This window comes from Rhodococcus sp. NPDC055024, from assembly GCF_053608585.1.
In genome coordinates this window covers 20,832-40,161 of sequence record NZ_JBSGVT010000006.1, presented here as the reverse complement: position 1 = coordinate 40,161, position 19,330 = coordinate 20,832, and the positions used below count along the sequence as shown (strand labels likewise).

Annotated in this window: 20 protein-coding genes; 5 read left to right on the top strand and 15 right to left on the bottom strand. The window is 60.5% G+C overall.

Annotated elements, in window-relative coordinates; all coding sequences use genetic code 11:
- Positions 1 to 37: 37 nt before the first annotated feature.
- From ACWF6P_RS14695 to ACWF6P_RS14675, 5 genes are all read right to left on the bottom strand, one after another.
- Positions 38 to 1,018 (bottom strand): oligopeptide/dipeptide ABC transporter ATP-binding protein, encoded by a 981-nt coding sequence (locus ACWF6P_RS14695; protein WP_452621472.1) that lies wholly within the window; start codon positions 1,016 to 1,018, stop codon positions 38 to 40.
- On the bottom strand, positions 1,015 to 2,013 hold the full coding sequence (locus ACWF6P_RS14690) for an ABC transporter ATP-binding protein (RefSeq protein ID WP_452621471.1): 999 nt from the start codon (positions 2,011 to 2,013) through the stop codon (positions 1,015 to 1,017). The genes ACWF6P_RS14695 and ACWF6P_RS14690 overlap by 4 nt, the downstream gene beginning before the upstream one ends.
- Positions 2,010 to 2,828: an ABC transporter permease gene (locus ACWF6P_RS14685; protein WP_452621470.1), complete on the bottom strand. Its 819-nt coding sequence runs from the start codon at positions 2,826 to 2,828 to the stop codon at positions 2,010 to 2,012. Before ACWF6P_RS14685 ends, ACWF6P_RS14690 begins: the two co-directional genes overlap by 4 nt.
- Before the next feature lie 67 nt (positions 2,829 to 2,895).
- The gene (locus ACWF6P_RS14680) at positions 2,896 to 3,927 is read right to left on the bottom strand and encodes an ABC transporter permease (protein WP_378635003.1); all 1,032 of its coding nucleotides are present in this window, start codon (positions 3,925 to 3,927) and stop codon (positions 2,896 to 2,898) included.
- The gene (locus ACWF6P_RS14675) at positions 3,924 to 5,510 is read right to left on the bottom strand and encodes an ABC transporter substrate-binding protein (RefSeq protein ID WP_452621469.1); all 1,587 of its coding nucleotides are present in this window, start codon (positions 5,508 to 5,510) and stop codon (positions 3,924 to 3,926) included. Before ACWF6P_RS14675 ends, ACWF6P_RS14680 begins: the two co-directional genes overlap by 4 nt.
- Positions 5,511 to 5,660: 150 nt before the next feature.
- Here ACWF6P_RS14675 and ACWF6P_RS14670 point away from each other — a divergent pair, with 150 nt between their 5' ends.
- Positions 5,661 to 6,623 (top strand): ornithine cyclodeaminase family protein, encoded by a 963-nt coding sequence (locus ACWF6P_RS14670; RefSeq protein WP_452621468.1) that lies wholly within the window; start codon positions 5,661 to 5,663, stop codon positions 6,621 to 6,623.
- An 81-nt stretch (positions 6,624 to 6,704) separates the two neighbouring features.
- On the opposite strand, the gene ACWF6P_RS14665 is transcribed toward ACWF6P_RS14670, so the two are convergent.
- Together ACWF6P_RS14665 and ACWF6P_RS14660 are read right to left on the bottom strand one after the other, a co-directional pair.
- Positions 6,705 to 8,111, bottom strand: a complete 1,407-nt coding sequence (locus tag ACWF6P_RS14665; protein ID WP_452621467.1) for a serine hydrolase — start codon at positions 8,109 to 8,111, stop codon at positions 6,705 to 6,707.
- Positions 8,112 to 8,295: 184 nt separating this feature from the next.
- The gene (locus ACWF6P_RS14660; RefSeq protein WP_452621466.1) at positions 8,296 to 9,183 is read right to left on the bottom strand and encodes a class I SAM-dependent methyltransferase; all 888 of its coding nucleotides are present in this window, start codon (positions 9,181 to 9,183) and stop codon (positions 8,296 to 8,298) included.
- Positions 9,184 to 9,543: 360 nt separating this feature from the next.
- On the opposite strand from ACWF6P_RS14660, the gene ACWF6P_RS14655 reads away from it, so the two are divergent.
- The gene (locus ACWF6P_RS14655; RefSeq protein ID WP_452621465.1) at positions 9,544 to 10,029 is read left to right on the top strand and encodes an RNA polymerase subunit sigma; all 486 of its coding nucleotides are present in this window, start codon (positions 9,544 to 9,546) and stop codon (positions 10,027 to 10,029) included.
- A 43-nt stretch (positions 10,030 to 10,072) separates the two neighbouring features.
- Here ACWF6P_RS14655 and ACWF6P_RS14650 read toward each other — a convergent pair whose 3' ends face one another.
- From ACWF6P_RS14650 to ACWF6P_RS14630, 5 genes are read right to left on the bottom strand one after another with little or no spacing between them, the layout of a single operon-like run.
- Entirely contained in the window at positions 10,073 to 10,843 is a 771-nt protein-coding gene (locus tag ACWF6P_RS14650; RefSeq protein WP_452621464.1) for a glucose 1-dehydrogenase, read from the bottom strand.
- Positions 10,840 to 11,427 (bottom strand): TetR/AcrR family transcriptional regulator, encoded by a 588-nt coding sequence (locus ACWF6P_RS14645; RefSeq protein ID WP_452621463.1) that lies wholly within the window; start codon positions 11,425 to 11,427, stop codon positions 10,840 to 10,842. The genes ACWF6P_RS14650 and ACWF6P_RS14645 overlap by 4 nt, the downstream gene beginning before the upstream one ends.
- Before the next feature lie 51 nt (positions 11,428 to 11,478).
- Positions 11,479 to 12,006: an SRPBCC family protein gene (locus tag ACWF6P_RS14640; protein WP_452621462.1), complete on the bottom strand. Its 528-nt coding sequence runs from the start codon at positions 12,004 to 12,006 to the stop codon at positions 11,479 to 11,481.
- 56 nt (positions 12,007 to 12,062) lie between these two features.
- Positions 12,063 to 12,773 (bottom strand): enoyl-CoA hydratase/isomerase family protein, encoded by a 711-nt coding sequence (locus ACWF6P_RS14635; protein WP_452621461.1) that lies wholly within the window; start codon positions 12,771 to 12,773, stop codon positions 12,063 to 12,065.
- A gap of 27 nt (positions 12,774 to 12,800) precedes the next feature.
- Positions 12,801 to 13,988 (bottom strand): zinc-dependent alcohol dehydrogenase, encoded by a 1,188-nt coding sequence (locus ACWF6P_RS14630; protein WP_378547396.1) that lies wholly within the window; start codon positions 13,986 to 13,988, stop codon positions 12,801 to 12,803.
- A 185-nt stretch (positions 13,989 to 14,173) separates the two neighbouring features.
- Here ACWF6P_RS14630 and ACWF6P_RS14625 point away from each other — a divergent pair, with 185 nt between their 5' ends.
- Positions 14,174 to 14,320, top strand: coding sequence for a hypothetical protein (locus ACWF6P_RS14625; RefSeq protein WP_378547393.1), 147 nt, complete (start codon positions 14,174 to 14,176; stop codon positions 14,318 to 14,320).
- A 155-nt stretch (positions 14,321 to 14,475) separates the two neighbouring features.
- Here ACWF6P_RS14625 and ACWF6P_RS14620 read toward each other — a convergent pair whose 3' ends face one another.
- The gene (locus ACWF6P_RS14620; RefSeq protein WP_452621460.1) at positions 14,476 to 15,114 is read right to left on the bottom strand and encodes a PAS and ANTAR domain-containing protein; all 639 of its coding nucleotides are present in this window, start codon (positions 15,112 to 15,114) and stop codon (positions 14,476 to 14,478) included.
- A 168-nt stretch (positions 15,115 to 15,282) separates the two neighbouring features.
- Positions 15,283 to 16,158: a haloalkane dehalogenase gene (locus ACWF6P_RS14615; RefSeq protein WP_452621459.1), complete on the bottom strand. Its 876-nt coding sequence runs from the start codon at positions 16,156 to 16,158 to the stop codon at positions 15,283 to 15,285.
- Between the two features lie 47 nt (positions 16,159 to 16,205).
- On the opposite strand from ACWF6P_RS14615, the gene ACWF6P_RS14610 reads away from it, so the two are divergent.
- Positions 16,206 to 16,679, top strand: coding sequence for a MarR family winged helix-turn-helix transcriptional regulator (locus ACWF6P_RS14610; protein WP_452621458.1), 474 nt, complete (start codon positions 16,206 to 16,208; stop codon positions 16,677 to 16,679).
- Between the two features lie 11 nt (positions 16,680 to 16,690).
- On the opposite strand, the gene ACWF6P_RS14605 is transcribed toward ACWF6P_RS14610, so the two are convergent.
- Complete coding sequence (locus ACWF6P_RS14605; RefSeq protein ID WP_452621457.1) at positions 16,691 to 17,563, bottom strand: hypothetical protein; 873 nt, start codon at positions 17,561 to 17,563, stop codon at positions 16,691 to 16,693.
- A 387-nt stretch (positions 17,564 to 17,950) separates the two neighbouring features.
- On the opposite strand from ACWF6P_RS14605, the gene ACWF6P_RS14600 reads away from it, so the two are divergent.
- Positions 17,951 to 19,327 (top strand): WS/DGAT/MGAT family O-acyltransferase, encoded by a 1,377-nt coding sequence (locus ACWF6P_RS14600; RefSeq protein ID WP_452621623.1) that lies wholly within the window; start codon positions 17,951 to 17,953, stop codon positions 19,325 to 19,327.
- Positions 19,328 to 19,330: the final 3 nt, after the last annotated feature.

The window sequence follows — 19,330 nt, the reverse complement described above, 5'->3', positions numbered from 1 at the left end:
TGGAAAGGCGAATGTTTCGATCAACGCAGTGACGTGATCACGAACTCAAGGAAAGAGTCGGGGCGTAAAGATGACAACGCGCCTCACCTGAAGGCGTGGAATAGGTCGGGGGCGAGACCGTGTCGCAGATCGCGCCGATGCGCAGGTGACATCTCTCGTGAAAGACACAGCCGCTGGGCGGGTTGTCAGGCTTCGGAGGCTCGCCCGCGAGGATGATTCGCTCTCGCGCAGCTTCGGAGAACAACGTCGGCGATGCCGAGGCCAATGCCCGCGTGTACGGGTGTGCAGGTTCGGTCAGAATGCTCTCGGTCGAACCGTACTCCTGCACCTGACCCAGATACAGGACGGCAACCTCGTCGCAGAAGAATCGAACGACGCCTAGATCGTGGCTGATGAAAAGGAAGGATGTTCCGGAGTCCTCTTGAATATCCTTGAGGAGGTTGAGGATCTGTGCCTGCACCGAAACGTCCAGTGCGGAGACAGGTTCGTCGGCAACGATGAGTTGCGGTTTCGCTGCGACTGCGCGTGCGATCGCCACTCGCTGGCACTGCCCACCCGAAAGTTGGTGCGCGTACATGTCTCCGTACGACGCACTCAGTCCGGCGCGGTCCAGCAAGTCGTCGACGTCCTGACGTCGCGTCGAATGCCCGCCTATGCGTAGTGGTTCGGCGATCGCCCGCCAGATCGGTAGCTTCGGATCTATCGATGCGCGCGGGTTCTGGAAGATCATCTGCACAGATCCCGGGGTTCGCTTGCGAGAGGACTGGCCGGTGACACGCTGCCCCAGTATTTCCAGGTTGCCGCCGGACGGCTCGAGCAGGCCGGTCACGACCCGACCGAGAGTGGACTTGCCGCTTCCGCTTTCACCGACGAGTCCAAGAGACCGTCCTGCCTGGATCGACAGGTCGACGCCCCGAAGTGCTTGCACGGCGCGGCCGCCCAGACGTGTCCGGAAGGAATGGGTGATCCCTTCCAATCGGGCCACTTCGTGTGTGGAAACGAACTGGTGTGTAGTCACCGAGCCACCTCACTTGCCACGACGCGCTGATGTGAGCCTGTCATCGGGTGCAGGCAGGCCGCGAAATTGTGTCCGCTTCTTTCGAGTTCGGGTGAGCCTGAGAGGCATTCGTTGCCCGCGCGGTCGCAGCGAGGGGCGAAGTGGCAACCGTGGTTTCGGTCAGACAACGACGGCACGATCCCTCGTACCGTCTTCAAGCGTCGAGCACCCGAGTTCATGCTTTCCAAACAGTCGACCAGCGCATGCGTGTACGGATGCTCCGGTTCCCGCAGTACGTTGTCGACCGATCCGAATTCGACGATCTTGCCCGCGTACATCACGTACGCCCGGTTGCAGTGTTGTGCAACCAGTCCGAGATCGTGGGAGATGAACATCATGGACATTCCCTCGTCTGCGATGAGACTGTGCAAAAGATCCATGATCTGCGCTTGCACTGTTGTGTCCAGTGCGGTGGTCGGCTCATCGGCGATCAGCATCGTCGGTTCGCAGGCCAGAGCCATTGCGATGAGTACACGTTGGCGCATGCCACCGGACAGTTCGAAAGGAAACGCACCGGCGACCCGATCCGGCGCCGGAATTCCGACTCGGGCCAGCAGTTCGCGTACTCGTTTGGCTGCAACGCGTTTGGTGAGCTTGTGGTGGATGCGGACGAGATCGCCGAGTTGTCGTTCGATGCTCACCACCGGATTCAGCGAGGTTCCGGGGTCCTGGGGGATCATCGCAATGGAGGTGCCTCGAAGTGGGGCCAGCGCAACACTGTCGGACATGTCGAATCGTCGGCCGTCGAAGACCATCTCTCCGTGCGCTGCCAGGGAGCCTCCGAGGAGACCGAGTACGGAGTACGACGTCACTGATTTGCCGCAACCGCTTTCACCGACCAAAGCGACGCTCTCACCGGAATCTATGTGGAAGCTGACTCCGTCCACCGGTCGCAGTGCGGGATTGTCGGCCAGTGCTACACGGAGATCCGTGATCGACAGTAGTGGTTCCGTCATCGGTTGCTCCTCGGGTCGAGCGCGTGGCGAAGGCCGTCTCCACAGACCAGCAAAGTGATGACGACGAGGGCGATGGTGCATCCGGGAACCACTGACATCAAAGGTAGGTCGATGCTGTGGGTCGAACCGAGGGCGAGCATGTTGCCCAGAGACGAGGTCGGTGGCTGGATACCGAGGCCGACGAAGCTGAGCCCGGCCTCGGCGATTACGGTGAAGGCGAAGATCAGGGTCAGCTGAACCGAGACTGATTCGATCATGTTCGGCGTGACGTGCCGAATGATGATGCGCCAGGTCGGAACTCCGCTCACGGCTGCGCTGTCGATGTATTCCTCTTCACGAATCCTGAGTACGACACTGCGGGTGACCCGTGCGAGATACGGCGTGTAGCCCGCAACGAGAGCGATGGCCGTACTGGTGACCCCGGCTCCCATTGCGGCGATGAGCGCGAGTGCGAGCAGCAACGACGGCAAGGCCAACCCGACGTCGATGAGCCGGGCAATGACGGTATTGGCAATTCCCCGGGTGAAACCTGCCAGCATTCCGAGCGGTAGCCCGATGATCATGACGCCCAACGTCACGGCAGCACTGATGGCGAGTGAGGTGCGGAGTCCGAACAGTAGACGGCTCAACTGATCTCGACCCAAGTCATCGGTGCCGAGGAGATGCTCACCGCTGGGTGGAGCGAGCGTCGACGTGAGATCTTGGACGTTGGGGGAGTGCGGCGCGAGAAGAGGCGCGAGCACGGCAGCCGACACCAGTACGAACAGAATGCTCCATGCCAGCTTCTGTCCGGGTAAAGAGAGAATGCGGGCCATGAATCGACGCCGATGACGTGTGCTCGGCGCGATTGGAGAAGACGGGGAAAGCGCAGCCCCGAATGACTCAGTCATTGTCGGTCCTGACTCTGGGATCGATGAAGGAATAGACGACATCCATCAGAAGATTGACGGATACGACGACGATGACCAGCACGAGGATGCAGCCCTGCACCACTGTGTAGTCGCGAGCCAAGACGGATTGAACGAGGAGTCGGCCCATACCGGGCACGGCAAAAGCGTTTTCGACGAGTAGTGCTCCACCCATCAGCGCTCCCATCTCCAGTCCTGCGATGGTCACGGTGGGAAGCAGTGCGTTCCGTAGTGCGTATCGAGAGTAGACGCGGCGCTCGGGGATCCCGAATGACCTTGCTGTGCGGACGTAATCGGAGTTGAGTGTGCCGATCAAGGACGCACGCGTGGTTTCGAAGAGCAGAGTCGACATACCGACACCCAACGCGATGGTCGGAAGAATCATGTGTTGGAAATGTGCACCGATACCGTCGCTGATCGAGGAGTATCCAAACGTCGGTAAGACGTTCTGGAACGCGATGATCAACAGGAGAGCCAACCAGAAGCTGGGTACTGCGATACCCAGCGTTCCGACCAGTCGCACACTCCGGTTCGCGCGATCGCTGGTGAACCTCGACGCGAGGACGCTCAGCGGTACCGCCACCAACAATGCGAAGGCAAGCGCGTACATGCCCAGTTGGAGTGTTACGACGATTCGGTCGGACAGCAAGGTGGTCACCGAGTCGTTGAGCACCAAGGACTTTCCGAGGTCGCCGCGAGCCGCTGCGGACAGCCAATCGAAATACTGGACCACCACGGGCTTGTCGAGGCCGAGTTCGGAACGAATACGCGCGATCTGCTCTGGACTGACGGACCCACCGGGCCCGCTGACCGTGCGAGCCGGGTCACCGGGGATTGTCCGAAGAAGTACGAACATCAGGAAAGTCGCGGCGAGTCCGACGATTCCCAGTTGCGCAGCGTTGATCAACAGGGTTCGCGCGATTCGGCGCAGCCGCCCGGACGAGGGCGCGGGCTCTGTCGCTTTCGGCGGCATATCGGAGTCGGGTACCGCTTCGATCACGCTCACTTGGCGAGCCAAACCCTCGAGAGCGGATTGGTGCCACCTTCCGTGAATTCGTATCCACCGACCGACGGGCTGGTTGCGGCGATCTTCTGCGGGTACACGGTGAACGCTGCGTAGGCTTTGTCCGCGATCAGCTTGGACGCCTGTTGGTACATCTGTGCCCGTTGCTGCGGATCCTGTTCGGCGCGAGCAGCGTCGAGCAGCTTGTCGAGCTCGGGGTCGTTGATCGAAGAGGCGTTCAGATCGCCCTTACTGTGGAACAAAGGGTAGAGAATCTCGTCGGGATCGACGGTGGCCGTGGTCTGGCCGCTGTTCATGACCGTGAAATTCTTTGCTGTGTAGATCTTCTGAGCCCAGGATCCGAACTCCTCCTTGCTCATGTCGACTTTGACGCCGACGTTCTGGAACTGTTCGGCAACCGCATCAGCCTCTGTCGAGAACGGGGCCTGGGTGAAGGTGCTGAACGGAATCGTCGTACCGAAGTCGAAGTTTCCGGTCTTCAGGAATTCCTTTGCCTTGTCTGTTGAAAACGTCTGCGAGGCAAGGCCGGAGAGGTCTGAATATGCGTCGCCGATTTTCGGGCTGAGTGGCCCACTCGCCGGATCGGCGTATCCCTGGTAAATGCCCTGTGCAATACCGTCACGGTTGATCGCCGCAGAGAATCCACGGCGGACGTCGACGTTGTCGAAAGGCTTGACCGCCTGGTTGAAACTGACGTAGTTGAACGTGTTGCTGATCGACGTCTTGATGACCGAGTTGCCTCGGCTTTTGACTTGTGCGAGTTGGGCCGGTGTCACACCGAGAACATCGAGTTCCCCGTTGACGAATGCCTGCATCGAGGTGGTCGGGTCGGGAAGGATCGAGATCTTGATCGAATCCAGGTAGTTGTCGTCAGCCCAGTAGTCGTCGTTGCGGACGAGCCTGATGTATTGACCGGTCTTGTACTCCTCGAACTTGTACGGACCGGTGCCCACCGAAGCTTTGAACGGATCGGTCTTGGCGTACTGCGCCACGGCGGTGGGGGACATCATCATCACCCGTCCACGGCGCAACGAGGCGACAAATCCGCCGGCGGGGGCCGAGAGATTCATGGTTACTTCATGGGGTGCGTTGACCTCAACCGATTCCAAAGACGGCGGCAGGTTCGCACCGGTTCCGTTCGGGTCGAGTAAACGATCGAGATTGAATTTGACGGCTTCGGCGTCGAACGGCGTTCCGTCGGTGAACTTCACACCATCGCGGAGGGTGAAGACGTATTGCGTGGGGGAGGTCTGCTTCCAGGATGTAGCGAGTTCGGGTACAGGTTGACCGTCCTTGAAGTCGACCAGACCGTTGTAGGCGAGGGTGGCGATCGATGCTGTGCCGACCGAGGTGACGGCCATTGTTCCCATGTCGAACGCAGGTGCAATCGGTTCTGCGCCGATCGAAACTCGCAGTTCACCGCCACGCTGCGGCTCGCCGGCGGGCTCGGACGAGGCGCCTGCGTCCTTAGCTGCGCCTGAACAACCACCGAGAACCAGTGCGAGTGCAGTTGCAGTTCCCACCAGAGCGGTACGCCTCGAGAACCGCGTCATTGTCTTGTCCATCAGATCCACCTTCGGGCCGTTCGTTCGGAACGGCGGGTTCGTACGGAGCCTTGCGAGGATGCATTAGGTGTAATACCTTACCGATTGGATGTCAAGGAATTTCAGTGAACTAGCCCTGAAGTACACCCCGAGAAACGGAATCGAAAAACGATGGAAATCGAAGATCATGTAGTGGCTCCACCGGCTCCACACATCGACCTCGCCTGGCTCGACTCGCTGATTCCGGTCGAGGTCGCCGTCGCAGCGGTGGCCGGTGCCATCACCGAACTTCACGAGGGGAGGCTCGAACAACCGCCGCGAACGGTCGTGGCGGACGGCCAGTTGCTCGTGATGTCTGCGCTGCATCGGACCACCAGAGACGCCGTTGTCAAGACGTTGACGATCTACGACATCGACGGAAGCAGGCGCATCGAAGGCACTGTGCTCTGGTACGACGGAGCCACCGGACTTCCGCGGTTCAGCGTGGAAGCCCACCGGTTCACCGCGCTGCGAACCGGTGCGGTTTCGGGCGTGGCAACGGACGTCCTGGCGCCGGAAAGGGTCAGGCGTCTGGCGATCCTCGGCTCCGGCGCCCAGGCCGCGACACAACTTGATTCCTGCTGCGCAGTGCGGGAATTCGAGGAGATCTCGGTATACAGCCGGACTCTCGCGCATGCACAACGATTTGTCGACGAAGCAAAAGTGAGGCATCCAGGACTCCGGTTCTCTGTAGCAGGATCGGCAAACGAATGCGTCGGAAATGCTGACGTGGTGTGTTGCGCGACCGGCGCCACGTCACCGTTGTTCGACCTGGAGGCACTCCCGGCAAGCGTCCACGTCAATGCAGTCGGATCTTTCCGTCCGTCGATGACGGAACTTCCTGCCGGGCTCATCGATGCTTCGACGGTCACCGTTCTCGACGATGTAGCCGGATGTCTGGAGGGGTCGGGTGAAGTCCGGTCGGCAATCGAGCGGCGGTTTCCCATCTCCGCCCTCCGATCATTGGGCGCGGTAATGGAATCCGGCGTGGAGCGTCGCGGTCGCACGGTGTTCAAGTCGGTCGGGTGCGCAGCACTCGACTGGGGCGTCGGCAAAGCGATCGCTGACAGACTCGAGAGCGTCGTACTTTCCTGAGGGATGACAAGGCCTGCCCCAACGATTCGCTTTGTCGGGACAGGCCTTTCGGTGATATGTGGTCGAGCTGAGAAGTGCGCTCTAGCTGGTTGCATCCTTCTGGATCAAGAGCATCGCGTCGTCGACCGGATCGAAGTACAGAGCCGGATCGGCAACCGATGCAGCCTCGTCACCATGAGTTTGCATGGTGACAACCCAGGCACGATCGTCGTGTTCCACGTAATAGGCACCCGCGAGGACCCCGATGGAGCTGCCGCCCTTGAATCCGCCGTAGGTGAACCATTTCGCAGACTCGTCGCTGAGCGCAGGATCCTCGGCGAGTATGTCTCGAACAGGTGCGCCGCTCTCGGTCTTCGCCATCTCTTGTAACGAGACCAACGCGGCACACAGGTCGGCGGGCGAGGCGAACCAGTCGATGTCGAAAGGCCATGCGGGGGTGGTGAATGCTGACGCCGGGATGTCCACCAGACCACCCGGCAGCGCCGCGAGTATCGCTCGACGCTCATCAGGAGTTCCGTCGCGCCAAGCGATACGTTGTGCGCCTTCGTCACCCCAGCCGAGTTGGAACAGTGCGCGGGTCGGCTTGAGCGGGATGTTGAGGGAAGGATCCGCCATGCCCATCGGCGCGAATTCGGCTTCGACCTGCTCGCGCCCGACAGCAGCGATCAACATGTCGGTGGCGGTGTTGTCGCTGATCGAGATCATCTTGCCGGCGGTTTCCCGGACCGTGACTTCAGTTCCCGATGGCAGATCCTGCAGGGTCCCACCGGGCATCGAATTGAGGTCGTCGGTGATGGTGAGCTTCTCATCCCAGGAGAGTGTCCCGTTCTTGACAGCCGTCGCGACCGCGCCGAGAACGTACAGCTTGATCGTTGACCCGGTGGGCTGGGGTGAGGTGTCGCCGACACTGAAGACTTCGGCGTTCTTTCCTCCGGTGACCTCGGTGACGGTCACATTGGTCGGCGCGGGAAGCGCTTTGACAGCTGTCTCGAGCTCTTGCCACGATGCGGCCGGCACATGATCGTCCTTGGTCGGTGTGATCGCCATTCCCAGGATCAGCCCGTTGCCGTCGACGACGACGTTGATATCGAACGCACCGCCGGTGGTGCTGGTGATGGAAACTGTGCCGTCGGTATCGCCTCCCTTGTATTTCACTGTGGTCCAGGGCTGTCCGGCTCGGATGGAGTCGAAGTCCGGAGGCGTCAGGACAACGGGTGCGGTGGGGCCGAAATGCTCGGCGATTCCTTCTCGGGTCAACGGCGTGCTCGTGTTGACCGCACTGAGAAGCCAGGTGATCTGCTTGCCGACGGCGCTGTCAGGGATCGTGACCGTCGTGGGTGCTGCGGTGGTGGAGGCCTTTGTGCTGTTTTCGGGGGTTTGTGCAGAATCGGTCCCGGAAGTACATGCGGCGAGGGCGAATACCGCTGCGGAAGCAAGTGCCACCAACGTGAGCGGGCGACCCTTCCTGCGTGTGTGTTCGAGTTTCATGGGCTCATTTCATCAGCATCTTCGTAAGCGCGCGTCCGTCTGAGGTGTAGACATACTCAGCCTGAGGTACTGAATCGGTTCATCCTCGAGTACCGTCAACCACTCGTAGTGGTGACACGCAAGTTGAAGCTGGACAAAAGGGAGAAATGCTGCACACGAAGGGATTTCGTGAGGACCACGAGAGTTAGTTCTTGGTCGCGGCCAGGAATGACGGTTGCGCCGACAGCGCTGCGATTTCTTCGGGGAGTTCGGGGATCCGGCGATCGTACAGTTCTGCCAACTCGACCGAACTGAAGCGTCGGACGGTCCAATTGTGTTCAGTTAGCCACTGGCCCGGATCGGATCGTTTGTCGCTGTAGAACAGTTGTGAAATGTCCAGGTCGCCGAACGGATTCTTGGCGAAGTACTTGGATCTGATGGCCGCAAGCTTGCTCGGGTCGCTGCCGGCAGGAAAGTCGTTCACCGCCAACCGACTACCGGTGGCAGAGAGTTCGTCGATCCGTTCGAACAGGGCGTCGTGGGCCGGGCCGGGGAGATATGCGAGCAAGCCTTCCGCCGACCAGGCGGTGGGGTTGGCCGGATCGAAGCCAGCTTCCTCGAGTGCAGTCGGCCAGTCGTTTCGCAAATCGGTGGGCACAGCGCGTCGATCGGTTTTCGGCTGGGCGTCGTGGTCCGCGAGCACTTCGGCTTTGAACTCCAACACCTTTGGCTGATCTACTTCGAAGACTGTCGATCCGGACGCCCATTCCAGTCGGTACGCACGCGAATCCAATCCTGCCGCAACGATTACCGCTTGTTTCACTCCGGATTCTGTTGAGGACAAGAAGAATTCGTCGAAGAATCTGGTTCGCAAACCCATGAAGCCGCCGAAGGGTGTGTCGTCGAGGAGCGCGGGATCTTTCAGAAGCGCTGTGAAATGTGGCTCGGCTGCCGCTTCTACGAACCATGATGCGAACTTGTCTTCGATGATCGCGTCCGGACGGGTGCTCTCCAATGCGCGAAATGTTGCCACTGCCAGCGCGGTGAGTCCGACGCTACTGACGATGTCCCATGTATCTCCATCGCTCCGCATTGTCTGGGTGTCCTTCCGCTCTTGACGACTGAGCTGAACTCTCTCGACCTTACGCCCGCACGTCCTCTCGCCGCCTGGAACGGAACGGTTGGATTAAAGCCGGGACCACCCGCGGCAGTGTCGGAACATTCTGCAGTGCAAGGCGTTCGGTTTGAAACCGCCTCTGCCAGGACTTTGCCAGGTTAATGCCAGTGGACGGCCAGGATGCAGGACTTCACTGGTGAGTGCCCCTTCGGGACAGTGAGAGACCGCCTCGACACCCGCGCCGACCGTGAACCCCTTCGCCGGACTGTTCGGTTCCCGCTGATCCTGCGGACTGCAGAAACGAATTTCCCGTCGAGAAAGAGAGAATGTGAGCCCATGTTGCAGGAAGGCTCGCTGGAGGTGCTTGCCGCCGCGGCGCGGAGCGGTAGCCGTGAGTCCCTGACCAGTTTGTATGCGGCGTTTCGTCCGATGGTTGTGCTGCGGTGTCGCGCCGAGCTTGATCGGGCCGTTTCCGACTCCGCCGCGGATGCCGCGTGCATCGCGGTTCTCGCGGCAGTTCGCGACGAATCGGAGTCGAATCAGCCATTCCTGCGCCTGCTGTACGCGCGAACGAGCGTCGCGATTGCTCGGGCGGCATCCGACGGGTTCAGCGGTGGGCCGCTTCCACCTTCAACAGCGCTTCCGGTTGTCGAACGCGATGTCCTGGTGTTGCGGTTGATCGTCGGCCTCGACAGTAAGGCGACTGCAACATCGCTTGCCCGTACGGCCGACGAGGTGTCACTCGACCTGCATCGGGCGCTAGAGCGACTGCGAAAGTTGCCTTCTCCGAATGCAATCAGGGAGATGTTGGTGTCAACCTGAGGGTACTCCGACTGCGCAGGTTCAGACGGGAACGGAACCGACCTTACTGGCCGGCGATGTATTCGATCGACGGTCCGGCAGTCCAACCACCGTCGACGGCGATCTCGGAACCCGTTGTGTACGAGGCATCGTCGGAAAGAAGGTAGGTGACCGCCCCGACCAACTCTTCCGGGCGACCGACGCGGCGATACGGGTTGTTGGGGAATGCGCCTTCTTCGAGGCTGATGCCCGTCGGTGCAGTCATGGGCGTCAGGACCATTCCGGGGTGAACCGAGTTGACCCGGATCTTGTCGCGACCGAGTTCGACGGCAGCAATCTTGCTCAGTCCTCGCACGCCCCATTTGGCTGCGCCGTAACCGCTGGTCAGAGCCATGCCCATCAGACCTGCGGCCGAGGAGATGTTCACGATGGATCCGCCACCGGCGGCCCTCATGAACGGGACCACCGTGTGGATTCCGGTGTGTACGGACACGAGATTGATCTGGATGATCCGTTGGAATGTTTCGAGGGGCTCGTCGGTGACAGTCTGGCCGGAAGCGGAGATTCCCGCGTTGTTGACCAGGCCGTTGATTGCGCCGAACTCGGACACGGCGAACTCGACGGCGGACTGCCACGATTCCGGGTCGGTGACGTCGAGATGAACGTAACGCGCTGCCTCGCCGAGAGATTCGGCTACCGCTCGGCCGTCGTCGTCGAGGATGTCGCCGATGACCACGCGCCCGTTGCCTGCGACGATGCCGCGCGCAAACGCTTCACCGAGGCCGCGGGCGCCACCGGTGACGAGAACGCTTTTTCCGGAGAGATCTTGAGTCATGATTGTTCCTTACCTGTTGGATGCGCGAGATACGACGTCGAAAACGCGTCGAGCGCGCGGTTGATTGCCGTGAGTGCCGGTGTGCGGAGGTCTGCCATTTCCCGCAGTGCTGCGACCACAGCGAGGGTCGATTGACCCGCCGCCGCAGTGGTGTCGAGCGAGGTTTCCGGTCGATCGATCAGCCGGGCCACTTCGGGGCGAATGAGCTCCATCGTCTCGAAAGTCGCTGATTCCCAGACTCTCCGGAGTGCGGCATCGCCGAAGATGATCGGCATCAGGGATCGGGTCATGTCTTCGAAAGACTCACCGACCGAGGCGACGAAGGCGTTTCGGACAGCCGGCGCCAATCCGGAATCGCGTGGCTGCTCACCGAGTGCAGCGGCGAGACTCCGGTTCCCGTCGTCGAGCATCGGCCAGATGCTCTCCTCTTTGGTGGCGAAGCAGCGGTAGAACGTGCGCTCGGAGATTTCTGCTCGCTCCGCGAGTTCAGCGATGGTTGTCGAAGTGTCACCGCGTTCGACGAAAGCGGCAGCACAACTCTGCGAGACGCGGAGAAGCAGTGCAGTGCGGCGGGCTGTTGCCATATCCACACTGTACCAAAAGTGGCAGAAACTGCCACAAAGGGTGTCGGCTGGTCAGTCGGCATTACCTTCGATGGCGGAGACCTCCTGCTCAACTGCGTTCTTGAGGTTCAGGAGCGTCTTGTGAATGTTGCCGCGCTGAAAGTCGGCAAATGTTTTTCCTCCGGTGGCAATTTTGTCGAACATGTCGGCTGCGAAGTCCGGCCAGCCGCGTCTGTCGTCGGTCCACGTTTCGGTAACGCGAGTTCCGTCGGGCACCGGTGAAAATCGATACTGCCAGGTTGCGATGGAGGCGGGGATCCGGGGAGTGCCGAGGCCGATCTTGTGGACACGGAATTCGAAGAGCTTCCCGGCGTTGGCAGCGGTGACTGTGCATCTCGTGGTCCACTGCGCGCGCCCACGCTTGTTGTGCCCGTCGAACTCCATGCCCAGGAAAGCGCTTTCGCGGTCCCCTCGCAAGGTTGCGCCTATGTTTTCGGGACTCCAGGCACCCATACGAGTGGGATCGCTGATGAGCTCGTAGAGGGAGAGCGCGTCGGCGTTGACGACGACGCTGTCGGAGACGGTAAGTTCGCGAGCCATTTCGGTTTCAGTTTCTTTCTGTCGAGCGTGTGTGAAGCGAGTGCGGGTGGTATCGGTCAGTTGTCTTTCAGTATCACTTGCTTGTCGATTCCGACTACTGGCGTTCGTAGGAGGGCCAACGGCTCGGCATACAGCAGTTCCTTGATCTCATGGAGCGTGCGTCCACGAGTTCGAGTCAACGTGCGTGCGTAGTCGACCGCTGTCGAAAGTGCATCGTCCGCAGCCGCGACTTGATCTACGAATCCTGCTGACATTGCCTCGATTCCGCCGTACCGCCTACCTGTTACGAGCGCGTCGTGGACTGTGCGTGTCGGAAGACGTGATGCCAGTAGGGCGATGCTTCCGGGTGCGTAACTCGCGCCGATAGTGATCCCTGGCAGGCAGAAGAAACCGCGATCCTCACGCATCACGATGTGATCGTGCGCGGCGGCCAGAATGGCACCACCGCCGAAGGCATGTCCCGGAATCGCGGCGACGGTGGGCATCGCAAACGTCAACAGTCGCGCGAACAAGGTTTGAACGCGGTCGATGTACCCGTTGACCTGATCGGCGTTGTGCAGAATCCAATCTGTATCCAGCCCAGTGGAATAGAAATTGCCCACAGCTGTCGTGACCAGCGCTCCCGGACCGTCGAAGTTCTCGACTTCGGTGAGGAGTCCCTCGACCTCGTCGAGCCACCGGGGATTGAACGGATTCGGCGTATCCGGCTCGCCTTCATTACCCAGGTGGAGGACAAATACTTCTCCGACGCGATCCAAATACGGCATATCGGGCGACAATACTGCGGAGTTGGATTAACCGTGCGGTTTCAGTTGGATCTTGACCGCGCCTTCCTGCTTCTTCTGGAAGATCTCGTAGGCGTGTGGCGCCTGATCGAGCGGGAGCTGATGAGTGGAAAAAGTGTCGACGCCGAGTGGGTCGTCGTCAGCGAGCAATGGCATGATGTCGTCTACCCACTTCTTGACGTTCGCCTGGCCCATCCTGAGCTGAATCTGCTTGTCGAACATGGTCATCAGCGGCAGTGGATCAACCATTCCGCCGTAGACACCGATCAGAGAAATGGTTCCCCCGCGCCGAACGATGTCGATGGCCGAATAGACGGCACCGAGGCGATCGATCCCTGCGGTGCGCATCGCCGGCGCGGCAAGAACATCGGGAAGGAGTCCGACGAACTGCTGCGCGAGCTTTCCGATCGGAGACCCGTGCGCTTCCATGCCGACAGCGTCGATCACCGAATCGGTTCCGCGTCCGTTTGTCGCGTCTCTGACAGCATCGCCGATCTTGCTGCCGTAGTCGTCCAGGTTGAGGGTCTCGATACCGCGTTCGGCAACGCGCGCAAGGCGTTCGGGTACACGATCCACGCCGATCACCCGAAATCCCTTGTGGTGCGCGATGCGAGCAGCCATGTCGCCGATCGGTCCGAGGCCGAGGATTGTCACGGATCCACCCGGCGGGATGTCGGCGTATTCGACTGACTGCCAGGCAGTGGGAAGCACGTCGGAGAGATAGACGAATCGTGAATCCGCCGGACCTTCGGGAACTTTGATGTGTGTGAAGTGTGCCTGCGGGACTCGTAGGTATTCAGCCTGACCACCTGGCACCGATCCGTACAGCTCGGAGAAGCCGAACAACGCGGCGCCCGTTCCCTGATCGCGGACCTGAGTCGTTTCGCACTGGGTATAGAGACTCGAATCGCACATGAAGCAATTGCCGCACGAGATCTGGAACGGGATCACGACGCGATCGCCTATCTCGAGATTCGTGACATCCGATCCGACTTCTTCGACGATGCCCATCGGTTCGTGACCGAGAATGTCGCCCGCATTCATGAAGGCACCCAGAGTCTCGTACAGATGCAGATCCGATCCGCAGATGTTCGTCGTGGTGACCTTGATGATCGCGTCGGTGGGCTCGATGATCGTGGGGTCCGGAACCGTATCGACGCTTACTTTCCGTTTGCCTTGCCAAGTCACTGCGCGCACTGGGATCGACCTCTCATCGTGGAAATGCTGTTCGCTGTCACCTGCCCGAAAGTGCTGAAATGCAAACAAATCGGTGAGGGTTGCGAGAAGTGCTGAGAGCGTTAGATTGAGAGGGCGGTGGGCTTGACGTTCTTGCAAGGCCGCGCGCTGTATGACTGACACGACCAGATGACGGGGATGACCGCATGACCGAGAAGGACAATAACGACCAGTCGCCCAAGGGCGGGCACCCAGGGCCCGTCGACAAGGGCGGCGACGGCGGAATGGCAACTCGCGAACAAGCACCTGAACTGGTCGAGGAGACCTCCGACAAGAAGTCTGGCGACAAGTAGTTTCCTTTTACTCCGTGTTGGGTAACAACGGGGATAGGCCGCATCGGACCGTCCCGGAATCAATGCGGGCGAGGTTCCTCGAGGTTGAGCAGCCAGCCACGGGAACCGCCTTGGACAGATCCCTCAGCCCAGTCGACATTCAACCCTGTTGTCGTTCAACCCTGTAACAGCAAGTGATCGAATCGGGTCCGCAATGGTGTCGGTACCCGGAATTCATCCAGCGTTCGCACTATCAACTGCTCCGCAACGTCCCTCAGTTTCACGTTGGTCTCTTGAGAACGCCACACGAGGATGTCGAAGGCGCGGTCGGCCGAAATTCCGTAGATCAGCATGAGCATGCCTTTGGCTTGCTCGATCACTGCGCGAGAAGCGGTGATTTCGTTGACCAGTACGTCGACCGATGCTTTCACTGTGCTGTCCAGGGTTTCGGTGACGTCGATGTAGAAGCCGGAGCTCCCCACCACTTCACCTGACTCGGTCACGACGCTGTCTCCGACGACGATTACCGAGTGCGTGTCCCCGGCAGTGTCGATGATGCGGTGCCGGCTACTGAACGGGCCGCCTGAAGTGCGGATGGCGAGCAGTGTCTGTGCAACGTGTCTTCGGTCGTCAGGATGCTTGTGCGAGAGCATCAATTCAGTCGTGGGGTCTACTTGTCCGGGTTCGTAGCCGTGAATCCGCGCAACTTCGTCCGACCACTCCCATCGGTCGCCGCTGCGGTGATAGAGAAACCCGCCCACTCTGTGTGGAGCCCCCGATTCCGAGGTCTGTCCCAGCCCGTCCTCACTTACCACCCACGCCCCCTCGTTCTCGACCTCGTCCCAACCGGCGTACTCGCCCGTTAGTTATATCGGACAAATCCGGCGGAGGTGGTGTCGGTCCCATATTTCGGAGCAGGGGTCTGGGTCGCCACCGCACGCGTTGGCGAAACGGCGCTCGGAGCGCTTGGTGACGGAGTCGAGTCACTCTCTGCTGAAACGGTGTTGCCGCTGTGTCCATTCGGTGATTGCCGCGGCGATTGCCGAGGGCTGATCCTCGGGGGCGAGATGCCCTGCGGGACCGCACTCGGTCACCTCGAGGTTCGCGATGTTCGATCGGCTCCACGCGACTTCGTCGGGTCCGATCATGAGAAGTTCGGCGGGGCCGCTGAAGGTGAGAAGGAGTTTGGGTACCTCGGTGCTTTCCGCGAGCCATTCGCTGTACGCCGACACACGTGCATCCACTTCAGCGGGACTTCCTTCGATGGGGAAGGATCGTGGCCACGCGAGAAGGGGCCGGCGGCTCTCACGTGAGGGGTAAGGGGCACGATAGGCGTCGACGTCTGTTTCGGACAGGCCGCCGAGAACTGTTCTGTGAAGCGCGATTTCGAGGAAGAAGTTCTCGTCGAGTACCTTCGTCTCGCCGGTCCCGGGGGCTCTCAGCGCCTCGATCCGTGCTCGTGCGTCTCCCGGGAAGTGCTCGTCCCAGGTCATCGGACGCAGGATCGTTTCGAAGAGTGCCACACCTCGGACGCGATCGGGGTGACGGGTAGCCCAGTCGAGTGCGAGTGCTCCACCCCAGTCGTGCCCGACGAGTACGACGTCGTCGAGCTCCATCGCGTCGAACCAGGCATCGAGGTAGCGGGCGGTATCGAGGAAACCGTAGTCGATTGCGGGCTTGCCGGACGCGCCCATTCCGATGAGGTCGGGAGCAAGTGCGCGGCCGGTATTTCCTATGTGTGGCAGTATGTTTCGCCACACATAGGAAGATGTGGGATTTCCGTGGATCAGCACGAAGGGTGCGCCTTCGCCGCACGAGCTGTAAGCCATGGTCGAGTCGAGCGCGGAAATTGTGGGCATTGCGACTCCTCAAATAGTTTCCATATACTCTAATTGAGATAGTAGCCATGTACTCTATATGTATGCAAGATCGAGAAACATGGACTACAGGGTCGCTGGTGTGGCATCTTGCCCTTCGCTGGCGGGCGGGAGTTGACAGAGCGATCGCGCATCTCGGGTTGACTCACGCCCAGTATTCGGTGCTTGCGTCACTCCACGGTCTCGTAAGTGAGGGGGAGAGGCCAAGTCAGCGAGAACTAGCCGCACAGACAGGGTTACAGCGAATCTACATATCCAAGCTCGTGCGAGCTTTGGAGAAGGGCGGATTTGTTGTCAGCGAACGTGACAGTCGCGATGCTCGCGCCGTTTGCCTCGATCTCAGCGACGAGGGAAAACGGGTTATCGTGCTCGCCAAAGACATTGTCCGCGAATTGGACGCGGAAAATACTCGCGTACTGACAAAAACCGGCGGACGTGAGCTTGCCGAACTTCACCGCGCCCTCGGTGCGTTACTCGACGCCACCGAAGTAGGAGATGAATGAAGTCGTACTTCCTAGTTGGCACTACGTTCGGCGATGACGGCGGCGGGCTCGGGTGAGCCGGCCGGCTGAGGCCTGAGGCTGTCGGCACCGATGTTGTAGACGTCACTCGTTGTGGTCAGGGAGTTGGAGGTGGTGGACGAGGGAAGCCCGGCACGCCAGTTGACGATGGGATTCAGCACGCCGAACGGGCCACATCCCGAAGCCGTCGGGACCGCGAAGGGCTGTCCGGTGTGTCCGGTGTTTCGAACGACCGCGGTGTCCGGGAAACCTGGAACTTCCTCGAGGACACCGTATTCGGTCACATCCAGGTTGAGCTGGACGGGGTTGCTGTCCGAGCCCAGGTAGCACTTGCCGCCGAGTAGGGGGTTCGCGATCTTCAGTTTGACGGGTAACTTCACACCAAGCTGAAATGCATCCACGGTGGGGAGTGCGGAAGTCGACTCGACGGTGGCCGAGGCCTTGTTCAGTCCGAAGAGATTGTTGAATGGTAGGTCGATTCCGAGTGCGCCGCCGGGGATCTCGATGGGCTTGGCGTAGATCCCCCGACTGTTGTCGTTCGGCGGGATGAATACTTGGTCGAATCCGAATTCAGCCTCCGGATTCTCCCGGTAGGCAACTCCGCCGGCGATGCGCATCGCCCCGGCGGGGATACTGACGGAGAGCTTGCCGATCTTCATGTTTCCGCCGGTGACTGTGACGTCCATGCAGGTGCTGGTCTCGGGGTTGTCGATCGGACATGAATCCCAACCGCCGAAGGGAGTCTCCGTAGTTGGGGCGGCGCCTGCAATACCTGCTGACAAGGCTCCCATCGCAGTGACGGTGGCAAGCACAGTTGCGGTGGCGAGCGCGCCGAAAGGCCCGCGCGACGTTGAACGTCGGGACATGTAATTCTCCTTTAGGATGCAACCTCGTGATTCGCGACATCGCGACCAGTCGGATTGTGATGATGAGTGACGGTAGTCACGTGTGACTTGGATGTACAGACAATCCGCAACAATTCCGACAAAAGTATTAATGCGATCGGCTCCGCTACTACTTGTGGCCGTGAGCATTGAAATTCGTTGCAGTGCTCTGTGTCTCATCCTCCACACGAGAATCGCCGTGAAGTGCTTCGGCCGAAATGGCGTTCGTCGAGCGGAACATCGGACTCCCGCCGAAATCGAGGGATCAATGTTTTGTCGGAGTCCCCAATGCGGGGAGTCAGGGCGAGTAACTTTGTCGAACAGCGGTTGACCGGTGCTCCGGACAGCCGCCCGAGAGAACGGATCGCCATGACGCTGATGCTGCCGCTCGACTCGATGTTCCTGCTGATGGAGTCACGGGAGCACCCCATGCACGTCGGTGGACTGTCGCTTTTCGTTCCGCCGGAAGGGGACGACGGCGAATTCGCCAGATCGCTCTACCGTTCGCTCACCGAAGTCGACTCGATTCGCCCCCTCTTTCGCCGCAAGCCGGTGCAGTTCCTGTCGAACTTCGCGCCGGTGCGTTGGACGGAGGACGAGGACGTCGATCTCGAATATCACGTCCGGTTGCTTGCGCTGCCCAGGCCGGGTCGAGTCCGCGAGTTGTTGGAACTGACCTCGATGCTGCACGGCACGCTGCTCGATCGGCATCGGCCACTATGGGAGGCGTACGTCATCGAAGGCCTCGCCGACGGCCGAGTTGCTGTGTACATGAAGACGCACCATGCGCTCATGGATGGTGTGTCTGCTGTTCAGGCGTGGTACCGCAGCCTATCGTCGGATCCGCTCGATCGAGAATCGATGCCGCCGTGGGCGCAGCGACCTTCCTCGGGGCGGGTCCGAGCCAGTCGCGGGCTGGACCTGCAAAGGCGGGTGGGCTCGGTGATCGACACCGTGCAAGATGTGGTCGGGGTGGGCCCTGCGATAGTGAACGCCACTGCCTCGGCAGCGAAGGACCACGTCGCGCCATTGCCGTTCGCTGCTCCGAAATCGATCTTCAACGTCCCGATCACCGGAGCGAGGCGAGTCGCCGCGCAGTCGTGGCCGATCGAGCGCCTGCGCAAGGTCAGCTGCGTTGCAGACGTGACACTCAACGATGCGGTGTTGGCAATGTGCGCGGGCGCGCTGCGGCGATACCTGATCGAACTGGACGAGTTGCCGGACAAACCGTTGATCGCGATGGTGCCGGTATCTCTTCGTAAAGGCGAAACAGGTGAGGCTTCCGGTAACGCCGTGGGTGCGGTGTTGTGTGATCTGGCAACCGAATTGGCGGATCCGGCGGCCCGACTTCAGAGAGTTCACGACTCGATGAGTAGCGCCAAGTCTCTGATGTCGGGACTGACGCCCCTGCAGATCACGGCGCTCAGCGCATTGAACGTCGCGGGTCTCGGATTACCGCTGATCCCTGGTTCCTCGCGCCTGATCACTGGTCGTCCGGTTTTCAATCTGGTGATTTCCAACGTCCCAGGTCCGACGACGACGCGATACTGGAACGGCGCGAAGCTCGAAAGCTGCTATCCGGCGTCGATTCCGTTGGACGGGCAGGCAATGAACATCACCGTCATCGGCTACGCGGACACCATGCAGTTCGGGCTGGTCGGTTGCCGTCGCAACGTCCCTCACCTACAGCGCCTCCTCGGGCACCTCGAGGAATCCTTGAGTGAGCTCGAATCTGCCGCAGGCTGAATG

Bases quoted from the DNA above. Each gene is read 5' to 3' on its own strand.
- ACWF6P_RS14690 (WP_452621471.1), bottom strand. From the start codon at position 2,013: ATGACGGAACCACTACTGTCGATCACGGATCTCCGTGTAGCACTGGCC.
- ACWF6P_RS14685 (WP_452621470.1), bottom strand. From the start codon at position 2,828: ATGGCCCGCATTCTCTCTTTACCCGGACAGAAGCTGGCATGGAGCATT.
- ACWF6P_RS14675 (WP_452621469.1), bottom strand. From the start codon at position 5,510: ATGGACAAGACAATGACGCGGTTCTCGAGGCGTACCGCTCTGGTGGGA.
- ACWF6P_RS14670 (WP_452621468.1), top strand. From the start codon at position 5,661: ATGGAAATCGAAGATCATGTAGTGGCTCCACCGGCTCCACACATCGAC.
- ACWF6P_RS14665 (WP_452621467.1), bottom strand. From the start codon at position 8,111: ATGAAACTCGAACACACACGCAGGAAGGGTCGCCCGCTCACGTTGGTG.
- ACWF6P_RS14660 (WP_452621466.1), bottom strand. From the start codon at position 9,183: ATGCGGAGCGATGGAGATACATGGGACATCGTCAGTAGCGTCGGACTC.
- ACWF6P_RS14655 (WP_452621465.1), top strand. From the start codon at position 9,544: ATGTTGCAGGAAGGCTCGCTGGAGGTGCTTGCCGCCGCGGCGCGGAGC.
- ACWF6P_RS14650 (WP_452621464.1), bottom strand. From the start codon at position 10,843: ATGACTCAAGATCTCTCCGGAAAAAGCGTTCTCGTCACCGGTGGCGCC.
- ACWF6P_RS14645 (WP_452621463.1), bottom strand. From the start codon at position 11,427: ATGGCAACAGCCCGCCGCACTGCACTGCTTCTCCGCGTCTCGCAGAGT.
- ACWF6P_RS14640 (WP_452621462.1), bottom strand. From the start codon at position 12,006: ATGGCTCGCGAACTTACCGTCTCCGACAGCGTCGTCGTCAACGCCGAC.
- ACWF6P_RS14635 (WP_452621461.1), bottom strand. From the start codon at position 12,773: ATGCCGTATTTGGATCGCGTCGGAGAAGTATTTGTCCTCCACCTGGGT.
- ACWF6P_RS14625 (WP_378547393.1), top strand. From the start codon at position 14,174: ATGACCGAGAAGGACAATAACGACCAGTCGCCCAAGGGCGGGCACCCA.
- ACWF6P_RS14615 (WP_452621459.1), bottom strand. From the start codon at position 16,158: ATGCCCACAATTTCCGCGCTCGACTCGACCATGGCTTACAGCTCGTGC.
- ACWF6P_RS14610 (WP_452621458.1), top strand. From the start codon at position 16,206: ATGTACTCTATATGTATGCAAGATCGAGAAACATGGACTACAGGGTCG.
- ACWF6P_RS14605 (WP_452621457.1), bottom strand. From the start codon at position 17,563: ATGTCCCGACGTTCAACGTCGCGCGGGCCTTTCGGCGCGCTCGCCACC.
- ACWF6P_RS14600 (WP_452621623.1), top strand. From the start codon at position 17,951: ATGACGCTGATGCTGCCGCTCGACTCGATGTTCCTGCTGATGGAGTCA.